General features: G+C 44.2%; 22 protein-coding genes. 7 read left to right on the forward strand and 15 right to left on the reverse strand.

The genetic code is table 11. The annotated features are described in order from the left end of the window. Positions 1-48 precede the first annotated feature (48 nt). A complete protein-coding gene (locus HMPREF9431_RS11320; protein WP_004381445.1) occupies positions 49-330 on the forward strand; it encodes a GNAT family N-acetyltransferase in 282 nt (93 codons plus the stop codon). 822 nt (positions 331-1,152) lie between these two features. On the opposite strand, the gene HMPREF9431_RS11330 is transcribed toward HMPREF9431_RS11320, so the two are convergent. The 10 genes from HMPREF9431_RS11330 to HMPREF9431_RS13720 all read right to left on the reverse strand — a co-directional run bounded on the left by HMPREF9431_RS11330 (position 1,153) and on the right by HMPREF9431_RS13720 (position 6,384). Further along, positions 1,153-1,710: a hypothetical protein gene (locus HMPREF9431_RS11330; protein ID WP_004381448.1), complete on the reverse strand. Its 558-nt coding sequence runs from the start codon at positions 1,708-1,710 to the stop codon at positions 1,153-1,155. Positions 1,711-2,057: 347 nt separating this feature from the next. Then, positions 2,058-2,210, reverse strand: a complete 153-nt coding sequence (locus HMPREF9431_RS13040) for a hypothetical protein (RefSeq protein ID WP_004381449.1) — start codon at positions 2,208-2,210, stop codon at positions 2,058-2,060. Next, a complete protein-coding gene (locus HMPREF9431_RS11335) occupies positions 2,207-2,791 on the reverse strand; it encodes a hypothetical protein (RefSeq protein ID WP_004381450.1) in 585 nt (194 codons plus the stop codon). Before HMPREF9431_RS11335 ends, HMPREF9431_RS13040 begins: the two co-directional genes overlap by 4 nt. A gap of 195 nt (positions 2,792-2,986) precedes the next feature. Continuing rightward, positions 2,987-3,439 (reverse strand): hypothetical protein, encoded by a 453-nt coding sequence (locus tag HMPREF9431_RS11340; protein WP_004381452.1) that lies wholly within the window; start codon positions 3,437-3,439, stop codon positions 2,987-2,989. Continuing rightward, positions 3,436-3,741 (reverse strand): hypothetical protein, encoded by a 306-nt coding sequence (locus tag HMPREF9431_RS13045; protein WP_155813029.1) that lies wholly within the window; start codon positions 3,739-3,741, stop codon positions 3,436-3,438. The genes HMPREF9431_RS11340 and HMPREF9431_RS13045 overlap by 4 nt, the downstream gene beginning before the upstream one ends. A gap of 434 nt (positions 3,742-4,175) precedes the next feature. Next, complete coding sequence (locus HMPREF9431_RS11350; protein WP_004381455.1) at positions 4,176-4,733, reverse strand: hypothetical protein; 558 nt, start codon at positions 4,731-4,733, stop codon at positions 4,176-4,178. 14 nt (positions 4,734-4,747) lie between these two features. Continuing rightward, positions 4,748-5,158, reverse strand: a complete 411-nt coding sequence (locus HMPREF9431_RS13715) for an RHS repeat domain-containing protein (RefSeq protein ID WP_004381456.1) — start codon at positions 5,156-5,158, stop codon at positions 4,748-4,750. A gap of 125 nt (positions 5,159-5,283) precedes the next feature. Next, on the reverse strand, positions 5,284-5,643 hold the full coding sequence (locus tag HMPREF9431_RS11360) for a DUF6984 family protein (protein WP_004381457.1): 360 nt from the start codon (positions 5,641-5,643) through the stop codon (positions 5,284-5,286). Further along, entirely contained in the window at positions 5,633-6,217 is a 585-nt protein-coding gene (locus HMPREF9431_RS11365) for a hypothetical protein (RefSeq protein ID WP_004381458.1), read from the reverse strand. Before HMPREF9431_RS11365 ends, HMPREF9431_RS11360 begins: the two co-directional genes overlap by 11 nt. After that, positions 6,196-6,384: a T9SS type A sorting domain-containing protein gene (locus tag HMPREF9431_RS13720; protein ID WP_081463340.1), complete on the reverse strand. Its 189-nt coding sequence runs from the start codon at positions 6,382-6,384 to the stop codon at positions 6,196-6,198. The genes HMPREF9431_RS11365 and HMPREF9431_RS13720 overlap by 22 nt, the downstream gene beginning before the upstream one ends. A 786-nt stretch (positions 6,385-7,170) precedes the next feature. Between HMPREF9431_RS13720 and HMPREF9431_RS11370 the strand changes: the two genes are divergently transcribed. Genes HMPREF9431_RS11370 through HMPREF9431_RS11380 form a run of 3 tightly spaced genes read left to right on the forward strand, consistent with a single transcriptional unit; the run spans position 7,171 to position 14,488 of the window. Beyond that, on the forward strand, positions 7,171-12,552 hold the full coding sequence (locus tag HMPREF9431_RS11370) for an alpha-2-macroglobulin family protein (RefSeq protein WP_004381460.1): 5,382 nt from the start codon (positions 7,171-7,173) through the stop codon (positions 12,550-12,552). Then, positions 12,545-13,606: a DUF1573 domain-containing protein gene (locus tag HMPREF9431_RS11375; RefSeq protein WP_040561632.1), complete on the forward strand. Its 1,062-nt coding sequence runs from the start codon at positions 12,545-12,547 to the stop codon at positions 13,604-13,606. Before HMPREF9431_RS11370 ends, HMPREF9431_RS11375 begins: the two co-directional genes overlap by 8 nt. Continuing rightward, positions 13,607-14,488 carry a 4-hydroxy-3-methylbut-2-enyl diphosphate reductase gene (locus HMPREF9431_RS11380; protein WP_004381463.1) on the forward strand — a complete coding sequence of 294 codons (882 nt, stop codon included), beginning with the start codon at positions 13,607-13,609 and terminating at the stop codon, positions 14,486-14,488. Between the two features lie 49 nt (positions 14,489-14,537). Here HMPREF9431_RS11380 and HMPREF9431_RS11385 read toward each other — a convergent pair whose 3' ends face one another. Then, positions 14,538-15,629, reverse strand: a complete 1,092-nt coding sequence (locus HMPREF9431_RS11385; RefSeq protein WP_040561634.1) for a metallophosphoesterase — start codon at positions 15,627-15,629, stop codon at positions 14,538-14,540. A 226-nt stretch (positions 15,630-15,855) separates the two neighbouring features. Here HMPREF9431_RS11385 and HMPREF9431_RS11390 point away from each other — a divergent pair, with 226 nt between their 5' ends. Further along, entirely contained in the window at positions 15,856-16,383 is a 528-nt protein-coding gene (locus tag HMPREF9431_RS11390; protein WP_004381467.1) for an outer membrane beta-barrel protein, read from the forward strand. 115 nt (positions 16,384-16,498) lie between these two features. On the opposite strand, the gene HMPREF9431_RS11395 is transcribed toward HMPREF9431_RS11390, so the two are convergent. Then, complete coding sequence (locus HMPREF9431_RS11395; protein WP_004381469.1) at positions 16,499-17,116, reverse strand: DUF4840 domain-containing protein; 618 nt, start codon at positions 17,114-17,116, stop codon at positions 16,499-16,501. 276 nt (positions 17,117-17,392) lie between these two features. Between HMPREF9431_RS11395 and HMPREF9431_RS11400 the strand changes: the two genes are divergently transcribed. After that, a complete protein-coding gene (locus tag HMPREF9431_RS11400) occupies positions 17,393-17,845 on the forward strand; it encodes a hypothetical protein (RefSeq protein WP_004381470.1) in 453 nt (150 codons plus the stop codon). A gap of 98 nt (positions 17,846-17,943) precedes the next feature. On the opposite strand, the gene HMPREF9431_RS11405 is transcribed toward HMPREF9431_RS11400, so the two are convergent. The 3 genes from HMPREF9431_RS11405 to HMPREF9431_RS11415 form a co-directional block, all read right to left on the reverse strand. Then, positions 17,944-19,086 carry a cytochrome d ubiquinol oxidase subunit II gene (locus HMPREF9431_RS11405; protein WP_004381471.1) on the reverse strand — a complete coding sequence of 381 codons (1,143 nt, stop codon included), beginning with the start codon at positions 19,084-19,086 and terminating at the stop codon, positions 17,944-17,946. Then, the gene (locus HMPREF9431_RS11410; RefSeq protein ID WP_004381472.1) at positions 19,083-20,633 is read right to left on the reverse strand and encodes a cytochrome ubiquinol oxidase subunit I; all 1,551 of its coding nucleotides are present in this window, start codon (positions 20,631-20,633) and stop codon (positions 19,083-19,085) included. Before HMPREF9431_RS11410 ends, HMPREF9431_RS11405 begins: the two co-directional genes overlap by 4 nt. A 93-nt stretch (positions 20,634-20,726) precedes the next feature. After that, positions 20,727-20,951 carry a DUF4492 domain-containing protein gene (locus HMPREF9431_RS11415; RefSeq protein ID WP_004381474.1) on the reverse strand — a complete coding sequence of 75 codons (225 nt, stop codon included), beginning with the start codon at positions 20,949-20,951 and terminating at the stop codon, positions 20,727-20,729. Positions 20,952-21,128: 177 nt separating this feature from the next. Here HMPREF9431_RS11415 and HMPREF9431_RS11420 point away from each other — a divergent pair, with 177 nt between their 5' ends. Then, positions 21,129-22,001 carry a coiled-coil domain-containing protein gene (locus HMPREF9431_RS11420; RefSeq protein ID WP_040561636.1) on the forward strand — a complete coding sequence of 291 codons (873 nt, stop codon included), beginning with the start codon at positions 21,129-21,131 and terminating at the stop codon, positions 21,999-22,001. Positions 22,002-22,050: the final 49 nt, after the last annotated feature.

The following is a 22,050-nucleotide window of genomic DNA, read 5'->3' on the forward strand; positions in this document are numbered from 1 at the left end:
ACAAGCGTTGCAAAACAGATAGATAATGATTATCAAATAAAAAAGAATATGACGTTCAGACACGAGGAGACACCGCAAGGGGGCCGCTTTTTCATCAGCGCAAACCATGAAAACTATGGCCATATCGACTATGAGTGGCAAGGTGATGTGATGGCGATTACACACACTGTTGTAGCACCAGCCCATCAAGGAAAAGGCATTGCAAAAATGTTGTTAGACGAAGTGGCACGCTATGCGCGTCTCCATCAAAAGAAACTGCGTGCCGTCTGTCCTTATGTTGTGAAGATGTTTGCACGCGATGCGGCCTATGATGATGCGAAAGTGGAGTAGTTCCGTTTACAAAAATAACAAGAAAAATTTAAAGAATAAAAATTATAATGGTATAATTTTGTTTGTTATATTTGCAAAATCAATAAAAAATAGCCCTTTTTTGTTTGAAATTAAAATTAAAAATTCTATTTTTGCATTGTCCAATAAAAATTTCATGATATCATTCTCAATATAAAAATTGCAGAGGCTCCATTTTAATTTTTATATTAAACAAGAATTTTAATTAGAATATATATAACATGAACTATTACGTATTGTCATTGCTTAACATAATCATCTTCCTTGTTATCTCTATCAGTAAGCATTTCAAGGTTATGTATTTTCGTGGAATACTTTTGTGGATAGTAGTCCTACTTACATGCATAGAAATCTATTTTTTGTGGCAGGTTAGACATCAAAAAATACGAAGAGAAAAAATATTAACTGTAGGATACATCCTTATAAATATTACTTATGTTATTTGTTCGAGCCTTGGACTTATTTAAGTGCAATCTTTGTATTTTGATTTTATGCCTTAATGGTAGCGTTTTCGCATCGAGAAAACGAATAGATCTTCAACAGTCATTGCTATAAATAATAACCATTTTCAACTGAAAACGGCTAACTTTGCGGCAAAGCGACATCGGGAGGCATGCACCTTGGTAGCATAAACATCGGCTTTATTCAGGATTAACAACACAATAAGAAGCATGTACGGCGGTAGTACAAACGCCCGCTCCATTTGGGATAACCAACACAATTTTATCATTTCCCAAGTTTCCTACATTGGTTTTGAAATCGATACATGAATAATTCATATATTAAAGGCCGTTTTCGAAGGCCTCACATTAATAGTACTACCCACATACAAGCGATACCCACTATTGTCATAAGGCACCCTCCTATACAAAATAGCCATGTTCTTCGTTTCCATTTTTTATGCCATTGTTCATCCTCTTTCTCAAATTCTTTGAAATATTTCAGGTAAATATCATTTGAAAAGACGGCTTTATAGGCTGGAATATAACATATAAGTATGGGAATACCTATAATACACAAAATTATAATCTTATTAACCATTCCCCAATAGCGGAAAACAATACCCGACAGGATAAATGACAAAACCACGGGATATCCTGAATAAAAATATCCAAACCAATGATTTGCCCAACCGATATGGTAGCCCACTTCTTTATCATAGTAAAACTTATTCATTATTTTTTGCATTTTTGCCATGCGTTCCTCCTGTCTTCTTTTGAATTTCTTTGTGAAACAGATTGTAAGCACAAGGGAAATAAAAGCACTTGAGAACTTTCTTAAAAAGACTCCTAACTTTATATCATTTAACCATATACAGTAATGTATAGCATTTAAAAAATATGCAAACCTACTTCTATTCATACCATATAAAACGTTTATCTTCCATATAAGCCATCCACAGCGCCTGTTCCTATCCGGCTACCTCCAAAAGAACCAGCAATATTCAAACACTTTTTCGCCCTTTTCTTTGAAAAATAGTATATTTAATTTCATTCGATCTTCTTTTTAATGTTTCCTATCAAACTCTCCATTCTTATCTTTTATAACAGGCCAAGTGTTATATAGTCTAATGTATCTCATCGAATGTATAGTGTTTGGCATCACGCAACCTAATAAGAAAGAAATAGCATGTATCATTGTTTTGACTAAACAAAAAATCTTCATTAATTCCACATATAGAATCTGGAAGAATAATATATTTATGCATCTCAAATTCCCCATTCGTTATACTTCGTTGTCAGTGGCGCAGAGGGGATTTTGTTCTCCATATTCTCCACTTCACTCACGGCATGTGGGTGAGAAGCATCTTCATAATTGTAGTTTCCTACATTGGTTTTGAAATCGATACATGAATAATTCATATATTAAAGGCCGTTTTCGAAGGCTTCACATTAATTACTACCCACATGCAAGCGATACCCACTATTGTCATGAGGCACCCTCCTATACAAAATAGCCATGTCCTTCGTTTCCACTTTTTATGCCATTGTTCATCCTCTTTCTCAAATTCTTTGAAATATTTCAGGTAAATATCATTTGAAAAGACGGCTTTATAGGCTGGAATATAACATATAAGTATGGGAATACCTATAATACACAAAATTATAATCTTATTAACCATTCCCCAATAGCGGAAAACAATACCCGACAGGATAAATGACAAAACCACGGGATATCCTGAATAAAAATATCCAAACCAATGATTTGCCCAACTGATATGGTAGCCTGTCTCTCTATCATAGAAAATTCTTTTTTTTATTTTTTGTGCCTGTGGCAAGCGGCTTTCATATTTCTTTCTATATTTCTTTGTAAAAAAGAGCTTGGGAATGGGTGATAATACTACATCAACAATGCGCCCTATAAAGTCTCCAAACTTTATATCATTTAACCATATACAATAATGTATAGCATTTAAAAAATATGCAAACCTACTTCTATTCATACCATATAAAACGTTTATCTTCCATATAGGCCATCCACAGCACCTGTTCCTATCCAGCTACCTCCAAAAGAACCTGCGATATTCAAACACTTTTTCGCCCTTTTCATTGACAAATAGTATAAGAACCCATAAATTGTTAGTAACAACTATATTACCTCTGATTTGAGAAGTGTAATACTGACTTTCAACCATATATTAATGTCCTTGAAGAGATTTTACTTTTGTATATACAAACATATTATGATGAAAGTCTTTTTTTGTTACATCTTGTCTCCTATAGAGCCTTTTTGAGTGAATCTCATTCATCGAATAACGTTTGGCCATTCTCCATTCGATAGTAAAAAGATAGCATGTATCCTGATAGAGAAAATTATCAGAATTAACATATACAAAAGAATCAGGAAGTGCAATATTGCCAATAGTAGCAATTTGGAATGCCGTTTCTTCCCTACTGCTACGATCTGCTTGTACTATTTTCCATAAATCTTTATTCCATAATTGCCAATCAGGAAGTGTATCTACTTGAGATAGGGTCATGAGTAAAGTGTCTTTAGTTCTATTTTTAATGAACCAAGCTTCTTTTGTGTCCATTATGCAAGAATAACATATTGAAAGCAAGATACAACTAATGACATTTTTTAATTTCATTCAATCTTCTTTTTAATGTTCCTATCAAACTCTCCATTCTTATCTTTTATAACAGGCCAAGTGTTATATAGTTTTTTAAGATGTATCTCATCGAATGTGTAGTGCTTGGCATCATGCAACCTAATAAGAAAGAAATAGCATGTATCATTGTTTTGACTAAACAAAAAATCTTCATTAATTCCACATATAGAATCTGGAAGAATAATATATTTATACATCTCAAATCCCTTCCATATTGAATCCTTTATAACAAATTTATTATGATTTAAAATATCATATCCTGACCACAAAAAATTCTTCATACTATCAATATTGTTATAGTTAGATGCACCTATTATCAATGTATCTTGCGTTAAATTCTGAAAGTCAGCAATATATTTTATATGAATAATGGGTATACATGAGAACATCAAACAGTTAATAGTCCCTATAAAAAACACGATTTTGTATCTCCTCATATTTTTGAAAGTTGTATGAAGTAATATGTTCATATTATTAATTCATCTAAAACATACCACGCGGAAAATATCTTAATAATCCTTGTATTTGAACAAGTTTTATTCGAAACCAATTAAACTTACTTATCTTTTGTGCAATATATTCAGTTCCTCCCAACCACTTTGTTCCAAAATAATTCTTCGACAAGTAATTAGCCCATGTTTCTGTCCAAAACTTGCCATGGGTTTTGAAATCGATACATGAATAATTCATATATTAAAGACGGTTTTCGAAGGCTTCACATTAATAGTACTACCCACATGCAAGCGATACCCACTATTGTCATAAGGCACCCTCCTATACAAAATAGCCATGTTCTTCGTTTCCACTTTTTATGCCATTGTTCATCCTCTTTCTCAAATTCTTTGAAATATTTCAGGTAAATATCATTTGAAAAGACGGCTTTGTCTGCAGGTATGAAACATATAAATATGGGGATGCCCATGAAGAATAAAATTACAAACTGATTTATCATTCCCCAAAAATGTAATATAATCCCAAATATAATAAATGATAAAACTGCAGAATAACACGAATAAAAATATCCAAACCAATGGTGTGCCCAACCGATATGGTAGCCCACTTCTTTATCATAGTAAAACTTATTCATTATTTTTTGTGCCTGTGGCAAGCGGCTTTCGTATTTCTTTCTATATTTTTTTGTAAAAAAGAGCTTGGGAATGGGTGATAATACTACATCAACAATACGCCCTATAAAGTCTCCAAACTTTATATCATTTAACCATATACAATAATGTACTGCATTTAAAAAATATGCAAACCTACTTCTATTCATAACATATAAAACGTTTATCTTCCATATAAGCCATCCACAGCGCCTGTTCCTATCCAGCTACCTCCAAAAGAACCTGCAATACTACCGATTGCACCGCCGATTATAGCACCAGGTAGAAATCCGCCTCCTCCAAACCAAACTCCAATAGCAGCACCTGCTTTCCAAACGTTTCCACTTGTAGCTGCCGCCTGCATCATGCTGCTTGTCACGCTAAAGAGGGTAAAGGCGATAGTTGTATTATCAATGACAAAGGCTTCACCTGATGGATCGGTACACTTCAATGGGTTATTTAAGCAATAGCTATATCGGTTATAACTCTGTGCGTTATCGGGCATTTGCACAAAGTTATCGGGACTAAGGAAGCGGCCAAGTACTGGGTCATAGAGGCGTCCATTCATGTTGATGATGTCGAAATCATTCAACATTTCATGCCCCGTATAACCCCGTTGCAGACCAATTTACTGTAATTTTGCAGCATTGCTTATACTAAATATAACAGTTTCCTATTAATATTTTATAGTTAGGTATATCCCGTTAGCATAGAGAGTTGTTACTCTATGAGCGGAACCTTATTAAAATATTCCTTTGAAGGAATTTTTATAATAGGGCTGTCGTCTACTTTCCATAAATCTAACTCACATAATATTTTATTCATATCAACCAAAAGATAAGCAACAACTTCGACATTGTCTTCATCTATAAATTTACAACTCGCAATATCAAAAGATTCTTGCTGGAGATTTACTTTGTCGCCATTTATTAAAAGTGCAATAGTCCCAATTCTATCTTTTGTGATAGGATATGCTCTTATAGTTTCATTCCAACCTTTATGCAGTGGATAACCTGCTTCTGCTGCAAGATATTCTATCAGATCAATTTCTCCTTTGAATAGTTTTCTGTTACTTCTCATGTATCCTCCCTACATTATAAATCTCTCTGCCATTCTGATAGCGTTTATAAACAGTGTATTGAATACGTCTCCCAGATACATAAATAAATCTATTAACTGATGTTATACCATAGCCTGCTTGCTGACTATTGTAGGCTAATCCAATCTCGGGCGTCAAACCACCATCACTTGGTAAATCAATTTTCAAATTGTAGATGGCTGCTCCCATATCATTCACCGACAATGCACCTTTTGGCGTTCCTACTGAATAGGGGGATTGGGCTCTTGGCGATGTGGGCGGATTGGGATGCAAAGGTGGCGTTGTAGGAGGTTCATTTGGTATCGGTTTTAATGGGTGTGTAACTTTTCCAAGTGTATAAATATCTTTTTTGATGTCCTTATGATCATCAGAAACTGGAATTCTTTTCGTAATATCCTCTGCTACTACATCATCCAAGGCTGTCGCTTTTGCTATCATGGCACATTGGTGTTCCAAAGCACCTGCATGGCAAAGCATAGGGATGATAAAAAGACAGAGTATCCAACTCAATTGTTGTATAAAACGAGTTTTCTTTATTTCTTGATAATTTTCCATGAGTATGAATTTTCTTTTAAAGTGACACGTAGTATATAAATGCCGGCGCGTAAACTGTTTATGTCAATGTTTGTCTGCCGTTCTGTTAACATTTTGGTGAGTATAGTGAAACCTTGATGGGTATAGATACCTATATTTCCTTTAATGTTTTTTATCTTATTTACGATTTTAGCCGTATGCTTGTTCCTGTAACATCTGTAGAAACGAGGATATTAGGGTCCTTTTCTCCCGCTATGATGAGGCTGGGTGAGGGTGATAATGGTGATGATTGCGCATATTTGGGAATACTATCCACAAACCCCATACGTTTAATACGGTTGCCTGCGCCATCATATACATATTTGATCTGTCGCTGTCCGAATGATGAGAGCGTCATAAAAAGCATAATGGCAAGTGCAATACACTTTAGGTTAGAATACATCATAATGTCAATAATCCGTTAATTCAATGATTTTTGTTAACAATGGCGAATTTAATACTTTTTCTTGTTCACTCAAAATATTTTAGAGAAAAAGTTTAGAAGAATAGCGTAATGGATAGATGATAGGGAGAAGTAATGAGCCTATCAAGAATTATTTCGCCGTTTTTGCAAAATAATCTCATCCATATTACGCCGCAATATGGTGCATTTTTCGGCACAAAATAATAGGAGTTGTCGTGTAAAACATGCGAGATTTGATTTGCATTCCGTATTCGTTACCATTTACATGGCAGGCCGTCGAGATGAGTATGCTTGGGGTCACCGATGAATAAAACACCTTATTCTAATAAAGATATGCGGGAAAAACATTATCTTTGCATGGAAAAGCGTACGGGTGAGCTAAATTTTCCGGTGTGATGCGTAGCGATGTACGGTGCGTTGTTGGCTCCTTGCAACCATCTCTCGGATCAATTGAAACCACATGTTGATGCGCGCTCGTAGCAGATGGAATGAAACGAAAAGACAAAGCGATATGAAGAAGTTTACGGTATGGATGCTTTCCCTTTTGTTTTTGCCGCTCATGGCACAGGCAAATGGTTACACCACGTTGTGGAAGCAAGTTGAACAATGGCAAGCGAAAGGGCAACCACGCTCGGCTATTAACACATTACAAAAGATTGTTACCAAGGCTAAGGCCGAGAAGTCGTATGGCAATCTGCTGAAAGCACAGCTGTCTTTGATGGCGGCGTGGGACGAGATTTCACCCGACTCTTTAGCCTCGCAGTTGCAGTCGTTTAAGGTTTCGGCTCAGCGTGCCGCGCAAAACGACAAGGCTTTGGCAGCCGTTTACAACTGCTTGTTGTATAAAGGCTATTATGAGGCTCATCGTTGGAACAGTGATTCGATGGCAGTAGCCAATCGTTATAAGCTTTTGGCGATGACCAACCCTGCCGTTTTGGCTGGCACAAAGGCGACTGATTATGTGCCTTTGTTGGTTGAAGGGGTCGACAGTAAATATTTCAACAACGATTTGTTGCATGTCATCGGCATGGAAGTGGGCGATTATGCCACGCTGCATCGGTGGTATGATGCCCACGATAATCGCAGTGCCGCGTGCTATGTGGCGTTGCAGTTGTTGAGACAAACGGAAAATAATGCGTCGTCGTTGGCGCGGAAATCGGTCTATCTGCAGCGGTTAGACTCGCTCATTTCGCGCTATGGCGACCTACCCATTGCAGGCGAATTGGCCATTGCCCGATATGAATTTATGGACGGAGCCAATGATGTGCCCGCCCGTGAAAAGATGAGTTATTTGAATTACGCCTTGCAAAAATGGGGCGAATGGCCGCGTATGAATGTGCTGCGCAACAAGCAAAGCCGGCTCACCCTGCCGTCGTTCTTAGTGAATTTCGGTAAAAAGGAGATTCGTCCGGGTGTGAAGCATCAAATAAAGGTGATGCAAATCACCAACATTCCTTCGCTCACGATGACCGTAACGCGCTTGCGTCTAACCGAGGGCACAAAGCTTAATCCCGAAAACACGAAGGATTATGCCGTTCTACAGCGCCTGTTGTTGCCCGAGACAGCCGTGTCGCAAACCCATCGTTACGTGGGCAATGCACCTTATAAAGTGGTGGCCGACTCGATGACGCTGGCTCCTTTGAAACAAGGTGTCTATTTGGTTGAGTTTAAAACCGAGGACAAAGACGTGCCGCCAGCGCGTGGATTGCTCCACGTTTCCAACCTGCGTGTGTTAGCACTCGAATTGCCTAACGACCAAATGCGCCTCGTTGCGGTGAATGCTACCACTGGAAATCCCGTGCCGGGAGCGAAAATTAGTGTTGATATTGTTTCGAGCAATGGTGCAAACAAAGATCGAAAGCTGGTGCTCACCGCCGATAAAAAGGGCGAAGCGATGCTGCAATATGGCAAAAACGACTATGTAAGTGGCTATCGTGCCTTTACAAACGATGATAATTTTGCTTTGACAACACTTGATAACTCCTATTATTCAGAAGGCGAGAGCTATGAGGATAAGGAAAAAGATGCCTACAAGGAAGAGAACTACATGGTGTTCACCGATCGCAAAATCTATCGCCCCGGCCAACGAGTGCAGGTGAGTGTGGTGGCTTTTACACGCGACGATAAAGCCAAAAAGGCACATGTCGATGCCCAAAAGGAGGTGATATTGTCGTTGGAAAATGACGAAGGCGATGCGGTAAAAGTGTTGACTCTGCATACCGATGCGTATGGAACGGCACAGGCAACGATAGACCTTCCGAAAGAAGGCAAGACAGGTGAATATAGCCTATCGGCCAATGATGGCGATAGTTACACGATTGTGGTCGACGAATATAAGCGTCCCAACTTCTATGTGGCGTTCACTCCTTATAAGCAACACTATGCCGATGGTGACACCATTCGCATTGAAGGGGTGGCAAAGAGCTATGCCGGGGTGCCTGTGCAGCATGCAAAAGTGAAATATGAAGCCACACTCCGTCCCAATTATTTTTGGTGGCGCGTCGCAAGTCGAATGGCAAAAGACGTTTTGAAAGATACGGTTGAGACCGATGCAGAGGGACGTTTCAGTTTCCAGTTGCCCTTGCATTTGCCTGAAAGCGAAACCACCTTGCCCCGTTATTACAACTATGAGCTGCATGCAACTGTTACCGATCAGGCTGGCGAGAGCCACGAAGCCGACATGCAACTGCCGTTGAGCAATCGCAAAGGGGTGTTCCGTTTTGCCATGGCTGAGCGCATAGAGCGCGACAGCCTGAAGCCCATCACCTTTCAGTATCTCAACTTAGCGGGAGAAAAGGTCGATGCCACGGTAAACTATCAGTTGGATGACACCCGTTACACCGTCGCTGCCAATAAGCCGGTTACCTTGCCCTTGTCGACACTGAAGAATGGCAAACACACCATAGAAGCCGTGTGCGAGGGTGACACTTTGCGCCGCTCGTTCGTGTTGTTTGATGTCAAGGATAAAACGATGGTTGCAGATACGCCCGATTGGTTCTATGGTTCGGCCACGCAATTTCCTGCCGATGGCAAGCCTGTCTATGTGCAGGTGGGTAGCCGTGATTCGCAGGTGACGGTGTATTATAGCGTGTTGGCTGGCGATAAAGTGCTCGAAAGTGGGCAGTTGTCGTTGAGCAACGAAGTGAAGACACGTGCGCTAACCTATCAAGACGCTTATAAGGATGGGCTGCGATTGGTTTATGCATGGGTCAAAGATGGGGTGCTCTATCGCCATGAAACAACCATCAGGCGTCCCATGCCCACGATGGATTTGCAGTTGAAATGGACTACTTTCCGCAATCGTTTGATGCCCGGACAACAAGAAACCTGGACGCTTCACGTGAGCGATAAGCATGGAAAGCCCGTGCAAGCCCAGTTGGTGGCTACCCTCTATGATGCCAGTCTTGATGCTTTCAGCCAGCATACGTGGGAGACAGGTATTAACTTCCAACTCGATACTCCTTCTTCCATGTGGAATAATCTGTGGTCGCCACAGATGAATTTCTATAGCGAACGACCCTTTAAGCCCCTGCGTGTGAATGCACTTCAGTTCACCCATATTGGCGACTTCAATGGTTTTGATATGCAGAATAGAGCTCGTATATATGGCGCTCGTGCGGCAAAAGTCTTTGTTGCGCCGGTTCCCAAATACGATATGGAACTAAAAGGAGAAAGTGCGGCGCTCAGTGAAGTGGTTGTTACGGGCCTCGCCGAGCAAAAAGTGTCATTAACAGGATCCGCAAGCGGCGTACAAGTGGCATCAGAGCAGCGAAAACCAGTAGCATCTGCGGTATCGGTGCGCAAGAATTTGCACGAAACGGCTTTCTTTTTCCCTGCACTGATGGCTGACGGCAAGGGCAATTTCACGTTGAAGTTCACCTTGCCCGAGAGCGTGACCACTTGGAACTTCTTGGGTTATGCGCATGATAAAGACATGCAGAGCGCAGTGATTGCTGGTGTAACCGAGGCGAAAAAAGATGTTATGATTATGCCCAATCTGCCCCGTTTTGTGCGTATGGGCGACAGGGCTACACTGTCTAATCGCGTGGTGAACACCACCTCGCAAATGCTTTCGGCACAGGTGACGATGCAACTTTTGGATGCCGCCACCGAGAAGTTGTTGCTTTCGGAGCAGAAAACACTCAACTTGCAACCCAACGAAACGCAGGAAGCAGCCTTTGTTTTTGCGCCCGAACAGTTGAAAGCAGCAGGCTTTATGGGCGATGCCGTGATTTGTCGCATGACGGTTTCTGGCGCTACTTTCAGTGATGGCGAACAGCATTTGCTGCCGATTCTGTCGGATGAAGCAAAGGTTGTCAACACTGTGGCGTTCATGCAAACGCAGGCGGGCACGAAGACCATCGCTTTAGATGCCCTCTTCCCTGTGAAACGGGCAGATAACCACTTGCTCGTGAAATATACCAACCACCCTGCTTGGCTCATGATTGAGGCGTTACCGTCAGTCGCTTCGGCGGATCCCACAGATGCCATTGCATTGGCTGCCAAATATTTTGCCAACACTTTGTCGATAGCCATGCTGCAGAAAGTGGGACAAACCGACTCCATCGCTGCCATGAAACGCTATCAGGAAGAGGCGCTGTTTGGCTTGCGTCAGCTGCAAAACGCCGACGGTTCGTTGGCCTGGATGCCCGGCATGCGCGGCTCGTTCTATGTGACCTTGTCGGTGGCTAAGATGCTGCAACGACTGAATTTCCTATTGAATGAACAAACGGCTACACAAGCCTTGCTGAAAAATGCGATGCGCTTTTTGGCGCAAGAAGTGAAGAAGCAGGTGGCAGAATTGCGCAAAGCTGAAGCCAGGAGGAACGGAAAGCTTGTGCCTGACGAGGAACTGTTGCAATATCTCTATATCGCTTCGTTGCAGAAAGGCAAACTCACGACGCCTGATGAGCAATATCTTTTGCAGCTTGTGGCCAAACAACATAACCTGTTTTCGATTTATGGCAAGGCGGTGATGGCGGTGGTTTTGGCGCGCAATGGCAACACGGCTTTGGCCAAACAGCATATCAAGAGTTTGAAACAATATAGTGTTTGCACGCCCGAAATGGGACGCTATTATGATGCATCGCGCGCAGAATATTCGTGGTTTGACTATCGCATTCCTACCGAGACGGCTGCCATTGAGGCATTGCGGCTCGTAACGCCGGGGGATAAGCAAACCATTCAGGAGATGCAGCAATGGTTGTTGCAGAGCAAACACACGCAGCAATGGGACACGCCCCTCAACGCTGTTGAAGCCGTTTATGCGTTTATGGATGCGCGGCAGCTGCAGTTGTTGAAGCAGGAAACGGGAAATGCACAACTGATGTTGGATGGGAAACCTTTGGAAATGACCATAGGTACCTCGAAAACAGCGGTGGCGACGGCCGAGAAGACGGGTAAAACCTTTGGCGACCTCACTGTGAACAAAACCTCGAACGACATGAGTTGGGGGGCTGTGTTTGCCGAGTTTACGCAACCCCTTCGCGACATCACGGCGCAGAGCACGGGTTTGCGTGTGAAACGTGAGGTGCTCACGACCGACGGAGCAGCTGTGAACGCTGACCGGTTGAAGGTGGGTGACCGCGTGAAAGTGCGCATCACCCTTGAGGCTTCACACGATTTCGACTTCGTTGAAGTGAGCGATGAGCGTGCCGCTTGCTTGGAACCCGTCAACCCACTCAGCGGTTATGATTGGGGTTATTACTATATGCCCGGCGACAAGCAGACGCGCTATTTCTTCGATCAGTTGAATAAAGGAAAGCATGTGATAGAAACGGAATATTATGTCGACCGCAAAGGTGAGTACAACAGTGGCATTTGCACGGCCAAGTGCACCTATAGTCCGGAATTCAGCGGTCGTGATCGCGCAATAAAACTAACGAATGAATAACAGAAAAACTTTATTATTGGCGATGCTGCTGGGCGCAACCACCTTGCAAGCCCAGCGCATCAGCAGCACACAAGAGGTGATGCGGGTGGGACAAGTGTTGTATAATCACCCCGTGAAGGCCTCGTTCTCATTGAAGAACAAAGGATTGAGAACGCTGAAGATTAGTGAGGTTCGCACGAGTTGCGGGTGCACAACGGTCAACTATCCCACGTCGGTGGGCATGGGCAAAGAGTTTAAAATCGAAGCCGTTTATGATGCTAAGACGCTGGGACATTTCCACAAACAGTTGGCCGTTTACAGCAATGCGAGCAAGGAACCCTTGCTGTTGACGCTGCAAGGGGTGGTGGTGCGCGAATTGAAAGACTATACCGGAGACTATCCTTACACGCTGGGTGAACTGAAAGTGAACGATGTTGATATTGAGTTTGACAATGTCAATCGTGGCGATCGCCCCACCGTCAAACTCTATCTCTTCAACAACTCCAACGAAACGTTGCAGCCGGTGCTCATGCATCTGCCCAACTATCTTTCGGGCGAGCTGTCGCCTTCGCAGCTGCGTCCCCATCGTTCGGGGGTGGCCACCATCACCCTTGACTCGCGCGAGCTGCGCGATTTTGGGCTCACCACCACGGATATCTATTTGGGTATGCGTCCCGGCGACAAAGTTTCTGATGAGAAACGGATTAAGGTGTCGGCCATATTGCTGCCCGCTTTCCAGGACATGACGGCACAACAACAGGCGCAAGCACCCCAAATGTTGCTTTCGGCCGACAGCCTCGACTTAGGAACATTTGGCGGAAAGAAGCAGTTGCGTGGCGAGATAGAGATTGAAAACTTAGGCCGGTCGCCATTGGAGATTCGCAGTTTGCAGCTTTTGGGCAACGGTTTAGAGGTGTCGTTGGACAAGACAACGATTGTTCCTGGCACGCGTGCTCGCCTGAAAGTGACGGCCATTGCCGACCAAATGCAGGGCAATCGGCGTGCGCCGCGCGTGCTGATGATTACCAACGACCCCAAGAAGGGCAAGGTGATGGTGAAAATTAAAGTAGGATAGATGTTACAAATCGAAATCGATAACGGTAGTGGTTTCTGTTTTGGCGTGACCACAGCCATCAAGAAAGCCGAGGAGGAGCTGGCGAAGGGCGGCACACTTTATTGCTTAGGCGACATTGTGCACAACAGCATGGAGGTGGAACGGCTGTCGCAACGCGGACTCATCACCATCAACCACGAACAATTAAAGACGTTGCACAATGCCAAAGTGTTGCTGAGAGCACATGGCGAACCGCCCGAAACCTATGCCATCGCTGCGAAAAACAACATTGAGATTATCGATGCTACGTGCCCCGTGGTGTTGCAGTTGCAGAAGCGCATCAAGCGACAATATGAAAACAGTGTGGCCGCAACGCTCAACAACATGCCGAGCGACACACAGCTGGTTATCTTCGGAAAGAATGGCCATGCCGAAGTGTTGGGGCTCGTGGGGCAAACAAAAAGCCGCGCCATCGTGATAGAGAAGTTCGACGATGTGAAGCAATTAGACTTCAACAAGAGCATTTACCTTTATTCGCAAACCACAAAGAGCTTGGACGAGTTCCACCACATCATCGACTATATTCAAACCCACATCTCGCCCAACGCCACTTTCCAGAGCTTCGACACCATCTGCCGTCAGGTGGCCAATCGCATGCCCAACATCGCCAACTTTGCCACACGCCACGACGTAGTACTGTTTGTGGCGGGGCGAAAAAGCTCGAATGGCAAGGTGCTGTTCCACGAATGTTTGCAGGTGAACCCGCATAGTTATCAGGTGGAGAGCGCCGAAGAGATTGATATGCGCTGGTTTGACAGAGCAAAAACCGTGGGTATCTGTGGAGCTACGAGCACGCCCAAATGGCTCATGGAGGAGTGTCGCGATTACATTTTGCGCCGCTAACCACCCAAAACGCTTGTTCGCCGCGGTCGCAAGGTGTGCTCGTCGCGGGCTATTGAAGGGTCAACACGACATATTCCGACTGTGTACCAATGCGGAATTTCCCGCCCCAAATGCCTATACCACTCGACACATAATAGTGCGTTTCACCCTTTGTCAGCCTTCCATAAGCCTTTTCGTAGATGGCACTTTCAATCCAATTGATGGGCCACACCTGCCCATTGTGCGTGTGTCCACTGAATTGAAAGTCCACATGCTGGCGCTCTGCAGCCTCCAAATGATAGGGTTGATGGTCGAGCAGAATGGTGTACTGCGTGCCATCCACCGTTTTCATCATCTCGTTTAAGGGCTTACGATGCGTGTTTGTGCGGTCGTCCCGGCCCACCAGCGTAATGCCTTTTCCGATAGCTACGGCTGTGTCGCGCAGCAAATGGATGCCCGCCTCGCGATAAAACCGTTCGCTGTTTTCCTCGCCTGCATAGTAATCATGGTTGCCCAAGCAGGCATAAACGGGCGCATTGAGGCGTCGAAATTCGGCTGCCATCCCCGCTTTGAGCAACGGTTGAATGCTGAAATCGACAATATCACCCGCAATGAGCACCGCATCGGGATGCTCGGCATTGATGAAATCCACCCATTTTGCCAAGTCGTGGCGCGTGTTGTGATAGCCCAAGTGCATATCGCTCAACAGCACAAATTTGCTGGGTTGGGGGAGCGGCTTGCGTGATGGGAGGACAATCTCCACGCGCACCTTGTGATAATAGTGCACATAACCGTAGGTGAAAAGGGCACCGATGAAACCGAAAACGAAGAGCGTTCCAGGCACACTGTGACGTAAAAATGTTGAAGGAACAAGGCCGAAGAGTCGCCCTAAGTCTAACGCAAGGAAGAGCATCGCAAGATAAAGCAGGATGAAGATGGACGAACCTCCAACCTCGTAGAACACGCGTGCCACAGGAAGAGAGAAACGATCTAAGCCCACGATGAAATTGAAAAAGAAGCACACGAGCGTAGCCAACAATAGTCCCACCACCACCATTTTATAGGCGTTATCCACCGGAAGAAGCAGCCACATGCGCCGACCCACATAGCCACAACCTGCACACATGAGCAGCAAGACAATAGGAATAAAAACGGTTTTCATGGTGCAAAGGTAGAAAGAAAGTGGCAATCGACGAAATGAAGCGCAGCAAGAGCGCTCGCTATGGCGGGCAGAAACCAGCAGGAAACCCTTTATTTGCGCGCAACTTAGGTGAGTCATGAGAACATGATGTTAGTTTTTTTAACGCGAAAGATTTTGTTTGTGTGATGAAAGTTCTTTACCTTTGTCCCCGATTTAATTACATTTTTAGGATAAAAAATAAGAGAGTATGAAAAAGATTTTAATGACAATGGTTGCAGCTTTAGGCTTGGCCATTAGTGCAAATGCACAAGTTTATGTTGGTGGTGGTTTTTCAGTCAAGAGTAATGACGATGGTAAAACTACGTATACCACTTACAAATTCCTCCCTGAAGTAGGTTATAACCTCAATGACAACTGGGCTGTAGGTATGGTTTTCGGTTGGTCTGGTGCAACGAAAGGTGGAGATAAGACTGTTGCAGTTAATCCTTACGCTCGTTTTACTCCTGTTCACACCAAGTTTATTAACTTGTTTGTTGACGGTGGTTTCGGCTATGCACATGGTTATGGTAATAAAGACCGTGACCTTGATATATGGTCAGTAGGTTTGCGTCCTGGTGTAGCCGTTAACTTGAGCGAGCGTCTTTCGTTTGTTTCTCATGTAGGTTTCTTGGGATGGGAGCAAGCAAAAAATAATGTAGAGAATACAAAAGGCACTGAATATGGTTTTGACCTCAATGGCGAAAATATCAGCTTCAGCCTTTATTACAACTTCTAAAGAGGGTTTAAATTAATCATTTATAGCAACGAAAGCGGATGCATCATGAGGTGCATCCGCTTTATTGTTTGTCCATCTTGAACCTTTTGGCACAGAAACCAAGGGTATGTTGCCCTTATGGCATGCGCTGACCTTTTAAAATGATGGGGAAATCCTTCTCGTTTTTGTTGTTATTGTCGTTGTCAACTTGAATGCCAGTGAAGATTAATTGCGCTATCACCGTGCCGTTATCGAGGCGCTTACCATAGGAATAGTTGGTGAATTGTTGCGCAAAGAATTTCACTTTGTGGCTTGCACCGCTCAATAGGATGGGCTGTTCGGTGGGTTTAGGACCTGCAAAGAACATCTTGTACTGCGGTTTGGTGAAGAGCACCTTGCATTTAAGTGTCATGGGTGCCGAGGCGTTGATGGCTGTTTTCAGCGCAGCATCGCTCACAAAGGTTGTCAACGCTTGTGGAGGAACGTTATAGATCTCCATCGTTGAGTCGTTGATGATGCGCCAATGCGAGACAATACTGTCGCTCTCAAACTTGCCGTCACGGTCTGTTCCTTTCGGGAAATAGAGTTTCCCAGCGTAATTCCCTTTCATCGTGAGGAACGTTTGATAGCGTTCGGCAGGTGTTCCAAACCAATCTTCCTCACTGTTGTTGTTGCCATTGAGGCATGAACTGAGCGACATGCTTGCCACAGCTAAGCAGGCCATGGCCCACATCTTTGTCTTTAATCGTTTCATTTTGTTGAAATTTTAAAGGTTAAATTATTCTTTTTTCTATTTATTGGTGGCAAATATACGATTTATTGCGCAATTACGCGATGGAAATGTGTTAAAATTTAATCGCTGCGTGTGAGCTGCTTTACTCAAGCACCGCATGCCAATGGGATGAGCGATGCGCTTGAAAAAAACTTAAAAAGCATACTGTTTTGTTTGCTCCTTAGCGAACATCGCCTAACTTTGTGCTTGCATCTAAAGGGATGCTGGGCATGATTAAGGTTTTTAAAATGAATAACAATGGACATTCCTTCTATCATTTTACTGGTGATGATCGTCGCTGTCGTGGCGATGCTTCTCATAGTTTATCGCAAACAAAGGCTGCACCATGCAGCGACGCATGCTGCTGAGGCGGCCTGTACCGATGAAGATTGCTATTTGCAGGCGATGCAACGCGACTATGGTATGCCCGATGAAGTGGTGAGTGTGCACACGTTTGGCAGTCCCACCTATGATGTGCCCCTGCTCTTCTATGCCGACTTTGTGGTGTTGAAGGGGCGGAAGTTCGAGGCGCAGGATATTGCCGAAGTGACGTTTAACAACCGTTCGAACCCCTATACCACCAACGATTATCAGGTGATTGTTGCGCTTACCGACGGCGAGCATTTGTCAATAGCTATAGGCAATGACATTGATAAAGCCAAATATGTGGTGCAGCAGCTCAACAATTTCCTCTTGGCTCATCGACAGTAGGTTTGCAGCGCACGTGGAGTTCTAGTTGTTACGGCGCAGAAAAAAGTGGTAGATGCAACGAAGCATCTACCACTTTTTTGTGTAAATGAGCATGTAGACTAATACGCCTCGTCGTTTTCAATCTCTTCCTGTGTGATGGCTTTGCGGTCGATGGCGCGCCATGCCAAGAAGATGTAAACCAAAACAAACGGAATAAGCAGCGAAACCACCGACATGGTCTTGAGCGTAAACAGGCTGCTACAGCTGTTGGCGATGGTCAATGAGCTTTGCAAATTAGCCGTTGAAGGGTAGTAAGCCGTGTTGTTCCAGCCTGCACAAAGCAGCAATCCCAACACTACGAGCACCACACCAATGCCTGCTGGCCAAATACCGCGCATGTAAGTGGGACGCAACAACGTGCGACCCACGGCAAAAAGCAGCAGCACCACACCGATGAGGATGATGAGTGTGACATACCACATATTGAGCAAATTGTGCAGATATTTCATGGGTTCCATGAAAATCACACCTGTTTCGGGCTGATAGGCATAACCCTCTTTGAGCAAGGTGCGCACCAAAAAGGCCAAGAACAGCACCAAGAACGGAACAACATTGTACAGTAATTGTCGATGTGCACGCTCGTTGATGGCTTTGTTATCTACATTGTTGATGATGTAGAACAAGCCCAAAATGCGCGCCAAGAAGAACACCGCCAAACCAAAGATGAGGTTCCAAGGGTCGAGTAAAGCGTCTAAACCATGACTCGCATTCGCCCATTTGCTGATGACGGGTTGCATGAAATTAGTGAGGTTTTGCTTGTCGACCAAGAAGTTACTTCCATCGAAAAATGTAGCCACAGCACCGCCTAAGAGCAACGGACCTACGAGCCCATTGATGATTAAAAACCATTGAAAGGTGCGGGTGCCGAGCAGGTTGCCCAACTTGTTTTGGAACTCATAGCTCACCGCTTGCAGCACAAACGTGAAGAGAATGGTCATCCAAAGCCAGTAGGCTCCACCGAAACTTGTGCTATAAAACAGCGGGAACGAGGCAAAGAAAGCACCGCCAAAAGTAACCAAAGTGGTGAAGGTGAACTCCCATTTCCTGCCCGTTGAATTCACGACCATGCGACGCTCTTCGGGCGTGTGGCCTAAGCTAAAGATGAGCGAATTGGCACCTTGCACAAACATGAGAAACACCAACAGGGCGCCCAACAACGAAACTAAAAACCACCAATAGTGCTGAAAGAAAGAATAACTCATACGCTTGGGGCCTCCATCCCCTTTTTGATTTGTTTAAACAGAATGTTGATTTCCACGGCTAACATCGTGGTGAAGAGCGCGAGGAACAAGAAGAAGGTGATGATAATGCTACCCGAATTGAGGTCGCTCACTGCTGCCCACGTGGGCAATAGGTCCTGAATGGTCCAGGGTTGACGCCCCATTTCGGCTACAATCCAGCCCGACTCGGTAGCAACATAGGCCAAGGGAACCAAGGCAATGCCTGCGCGACAGAGCCAGCGCCACTTATCATCGGCAATGTTTTTGTGCCAGGTGATGTGGCCTGCAAACAAGAAATAGAGGATGAAGAGCATGCCTAATCCCACCATGATGCGGAATGCCCAGAAGTTAATGGGGATGTTGGGCACCACTTGATCGGGCGACTTTACATAGCCATAACCAAAATATTTCATGTCGTCGCGCAAGGTTTGTTTCACCTCGGGCGTCTGTTTTCCTGCACGATATTGCTGCAAAGCTACGATAGCACGACGCCCACGTGCCATCTTTTCGGCTACAGACGGCTCTTTTGTGCCATCGTTTTTGGTGTAGCCTGCAAGAATATTTTGCACGCCGGGCACATAACCTTCGAAGCTATTTGTAGCCAAAATCGAGAGTGCATAGGGCGCACCTATCTTAAAAGGTGGTTCCTGTTGGTGCAGATAGTCGGGCTGTTGGAAGGGCGAAACGCCGGCAACCAACGACAGGCTTTGTGCCTTTCCACCTTGGTAGAGTGCTTCCATTGCGGCTAATTTCATGGGCTGTGTCTGCGCCACTTGGTAGGCAGAGTCGTGGCCTGTGGCTGCAGCTAAGAGCGAAGCCGCTAAACCTACGATGGTAGCCACCTTCAAACTGTTTATGGCCAGCAGCTGCTCTCTGCGTTTGAGCAGATACCATGAGCAGACACCTACCACGAAAACGGCACCGATAATCCATGAGGAAGTCACCGTGTGGCAGAACTTTCCAATGGCAAATGGAGACAAAGCCACGTCGAAAAATGAATTCATTTCAAAGCGCATGGTGTCGGGATTGAACGTTTGTCCCACAGGATACTGCATCCATGCGTTGGCTACTAAGATCCACCAAGCTGAGAGTGTGGCGCCAATTCCTGTCAACCAGGTAGAAGCCAAGTGGAAACCCGGCGACACTTTCTTCCATCCAAAGAACATCACGGCTACGAAAGTCGACTCCATAAAGAAAGCTAATATCCCTTCGATGGCTAAAGGTGCGCCGAAGATGTCGCCCACAAACCACGAGTAGTTGCTCCAGTTTGTGCCAAATTCAAACTCTAAGATAATGCCTGTTGCTACGCCCATGGCAAAGTTTACACCAAAAAGTTTTTGCCAAAACTTTGCCGCATCTTTCCAAAAACGCTTGCGGGTGCGATAGTAACAGGTTTCAACAATTCCCATAATCAGTGCTAAGCCCAACGTCAGGGGCACAAACAACCAGTGATAAATCGCTGTGAGCGCAAATTGTCCACGCGACCAATCAATGGTTGAGGCACTGATGTCTAATAATTGATACATCATTGTAATATAATTTTAAATCATTAATTGTTAGCTTTTTGTAAATGTCATGCAGCTTTGCATGGCGTTCTTCCGTGTCCATTCTCTCTGCCTGTCTCATTTCGGCATGCGTTGCTTGAGCTGCTCATTGACAAACGTTGCCTCGCCGCCATGCTGTGTTTTGCTCTTAATATAATTAGGAAAGAAAAACACTTTCAGCACAGCAAACATGATAAACAGTTTGATGAGAATAATCAGCCACAGCGTTTTTCCCAATGTCATTTGGCGAAAACCGTCGTAGTAGAGATAGAATGCCTTTTTAAAAAAATGAGTCCTGTACATGTTCGCACGATAGGTTTTGGGCGATAAAATTATAAAATTATTTTTTATATTGTTCTTTTTTGCTCAAAAATGCGTGGAAAAAGAGGATAAAAAGCGTTGCAGCCGATAAAAAGTTGGTTATTTAGAAGAAAATAAATAATTTTGTAGCACTTGATGACGCAAAATAGAATTCCAAATATGAAAAAGAAATTTTTAATTCCCCTGCTTGTGATAGGACTGCTTCTTGCGGCAGGAATTGTTTATCTTGCCGTGAATTTGCACCAACAGAAGCAGGCGAATGAAGCCATGCAAGAGTTGGCTGAACTCGATAAAAAGGAAATGGAAAATGAGTATCAGCAGTTTGCCAATCAGTATAGCGAGATGAAAACGCAAATCAGCAATGACTCTATCGTGGCACAACTCTCGGCCGAGCAGGAGCGAACACAGCGGCTTTTGGCCGAATTGAGACGTGTGAAAACCACCGATGCAGCCGAGATTACACGCCTTAAACGCGAATTGGCCACGGTGAGAAAGGTGCTGAGAAGTTATGTTATGGAGATTGATTCGCTGAATCGGTTGAACCAAAACCTCACTGCCGAGAATACGCAAATCAAAGGACAATATGCCGAGGCAACGCGCCAAATCGAGGGACTGAATAGCGAAAAGGCCTCACTATCCGAGAAAGTGGCGATTGCTGCGCAGCTCGATGCCACGGGAATTAATCTTGTTGCCAAGAACAAAAAGGGCAAGACTACGAACAGCATTCAAAAGTGTACGGCCTTGCAATTAAACTTCACCATCACGAAAAATGTGACAGCGGGCAACGGAAATAAGGTTGTTTATGTGCGCATCACGTCGCCATCGGGCAATCTTTTGGGGGGCGGAAGCAGTTTTAATTATGAAAACAAGACATTGCAAAGCTCTATGCAAAAGACCATAGAATATGGTGGACAAGAGACACCTGTCACCCTTTTTTGGAATGTCACGCAGACCTTAATGGAAGGAACTTACAACGTGAGTATCTTTGCTGATGGCAACATGATTGGCTCAAAGAGTTTCACCTTTAAATAAATGGCGTGGCAAAGTGTACCGTTTTCAATAGGAAAAAGGTGGAGATTGG

Source organism: Segatella oulorum F0390, assembly GCF_000224615.1.
Taxonomy (GTDB): domain Bacteria; phylum Bacteroidota; class Bacteroidia; order Bacteroidales; family Bacteroidaceae; genus Prevotella; species Prevotella oulorum.

Bases quoted from the DNA above. Each gene is read 5' to 3' on its own strand.
- HMPREF9431_RS11320 (WP_004381445.1), top strand. From the start codon at position 49: ATGACGTTCAGACACGAGGAGACACCGCAAGGGGGCCGCTTTTTCATC.
- HMPREF9431_RS11330 (WP_004381448.1), bottom strand. From the start codon at position 1,710: ATGAATAGAAGTAGGTTTGCATATTTTTTAAATGCTATACATTACTGT.
- HMPREF9431_RS13040 (WP_004381449.1), bottom strand. From the start codon at position 2,210: ATGAATTATTCATGTATCGATTTCAAAACCAATGTAGGAAACTACAAT.
- HMPREF9431_RS11335 (WP_004381450.1), bottom strand. From the start codon at position 2,791: ATGAATAGAAGTAGGTTTGCATATTTTTTAAATGCTATACATTATTGT.
- HMPREF9431_RS11340 (WP_004381452.1), bottom strand. From the start codon at position 3,439: ATGAAATTAAAAAATGTCATTAGTTGTATCTTGCTTTCAATATGTTAT.
- HMPREF9431_RS13045 (WP_155813029.1), bottom strand. From the start codon at position 3,741: ATGAAGAATTTTTTGTGGTCAGGATATGATATTTTAAATCATAATAAA.
- HMPREF9431_RS11350 (WP_004381455.1), bottom strand. From the start codon at position 4,733: ATGAATAGAAGTAGGTTTGCATATTTTTTAAATGCAGTACATTATTGT.
- HMPREF9431_RS13715 (WP_004381456.1), bottom strand. From the start codon at position 5,158: ATGTTGAATGATTTCGACATCATCAACATGAATGGACGCCTCTATGAC.
- HMPREF9431_RS11360 (WP_004381457.1), bottom strand. From the start codon at position 5,643: ATGAGAAGTAACAGAAAACTATTCAAAGGAGAAATTGATCTGATAGAA.
- HMPREF9431_RS11365 (WP_004381458.1), bottom strand. From the start codon at position 6,217: ATGGAAAATTATCAAGAAATAAAGAAAACTCGTTTTATACAACAATTG.
- HMPREF9431_RS11370 (WP_004381460.1), top strand. From the start codon at position 7,171: ATGAAGAAGTTTACGGTATGGATGCTTTCCCTTTTGTTTTTGCCGCTC.
- HMPREF9431_RS11375 (WP_040561632.1), top strand. From the start codon at position 12,545: ATGAATAACAGAAAAACTTTATTATTGGCGATGCTGCTGGGCGCAACC.
- HMPREF9431_RS11380 (WP_004381463.1), top strand. From the start codon at position 13,607: ATGTTACAAATCGAAATCGATAACGGTAGTGGTTTCTGTTTTGGCGTG.
- HMPREF9431_RS11385 (WP_040561634.1), bottom strand. From the start codon at position 15,629: ATGAAAACCGTTTTTATTCCTATTGTCTTGCTGCTCATGTGTGCAGGT.
- HMPREF9431_RS11390 (WP_004381467.1), top strand. From the start codon at position 15,856: ATGAAAAAGATTTTAATGACAATGGTTGCAGCTTTAGGCTTGGCCATT.
- HMPREF9431_RS11395 (WP_004381469.1), bottom strand. From the start codon at position 17,116: ATGAAACGATTAAAGACAAAGATGTGGGCCATGGCCTGCTTAGCTGTG.
- HMPREF9431_RS11400 (WP_004381470.1), top strand. From the start codon at position 17,393: ATGGACATTCCTTCTATCATTTTACTGGTGATGATCGTCGCTGTCGTG.
- HMPREF9431_RS11405 (WP_004381471.1), bottom strand. From the start codon at position 19,086: ATGAGTTATTCTTTCTTTCAGCACTATTGGTGGTTTTTAGTTTCGTTG.
- HMPREF9431_RS11410 (WP_004381472.1), bottom strand. From the start codon at position 20,633: ATGATGTATCAATTATTAGACATCAGTGCCTCAACCATTGATTGGTCG.
- HMPREF9431_RS11415 (WP_004381474.1), bottom strand. From the start codon at position 20,951: ATGTACAGGACTCATTTTTTTAAAAAGGCATTCTATCTCTACTACGAC.
- HMPREF9431_RS11420 (WP_040561636.1), top strand. From the start codon at position 21,129: ATGAAAAAGAAATTTTTAATTCCCCTGCTTGTGATAGGACTGCTTCTT.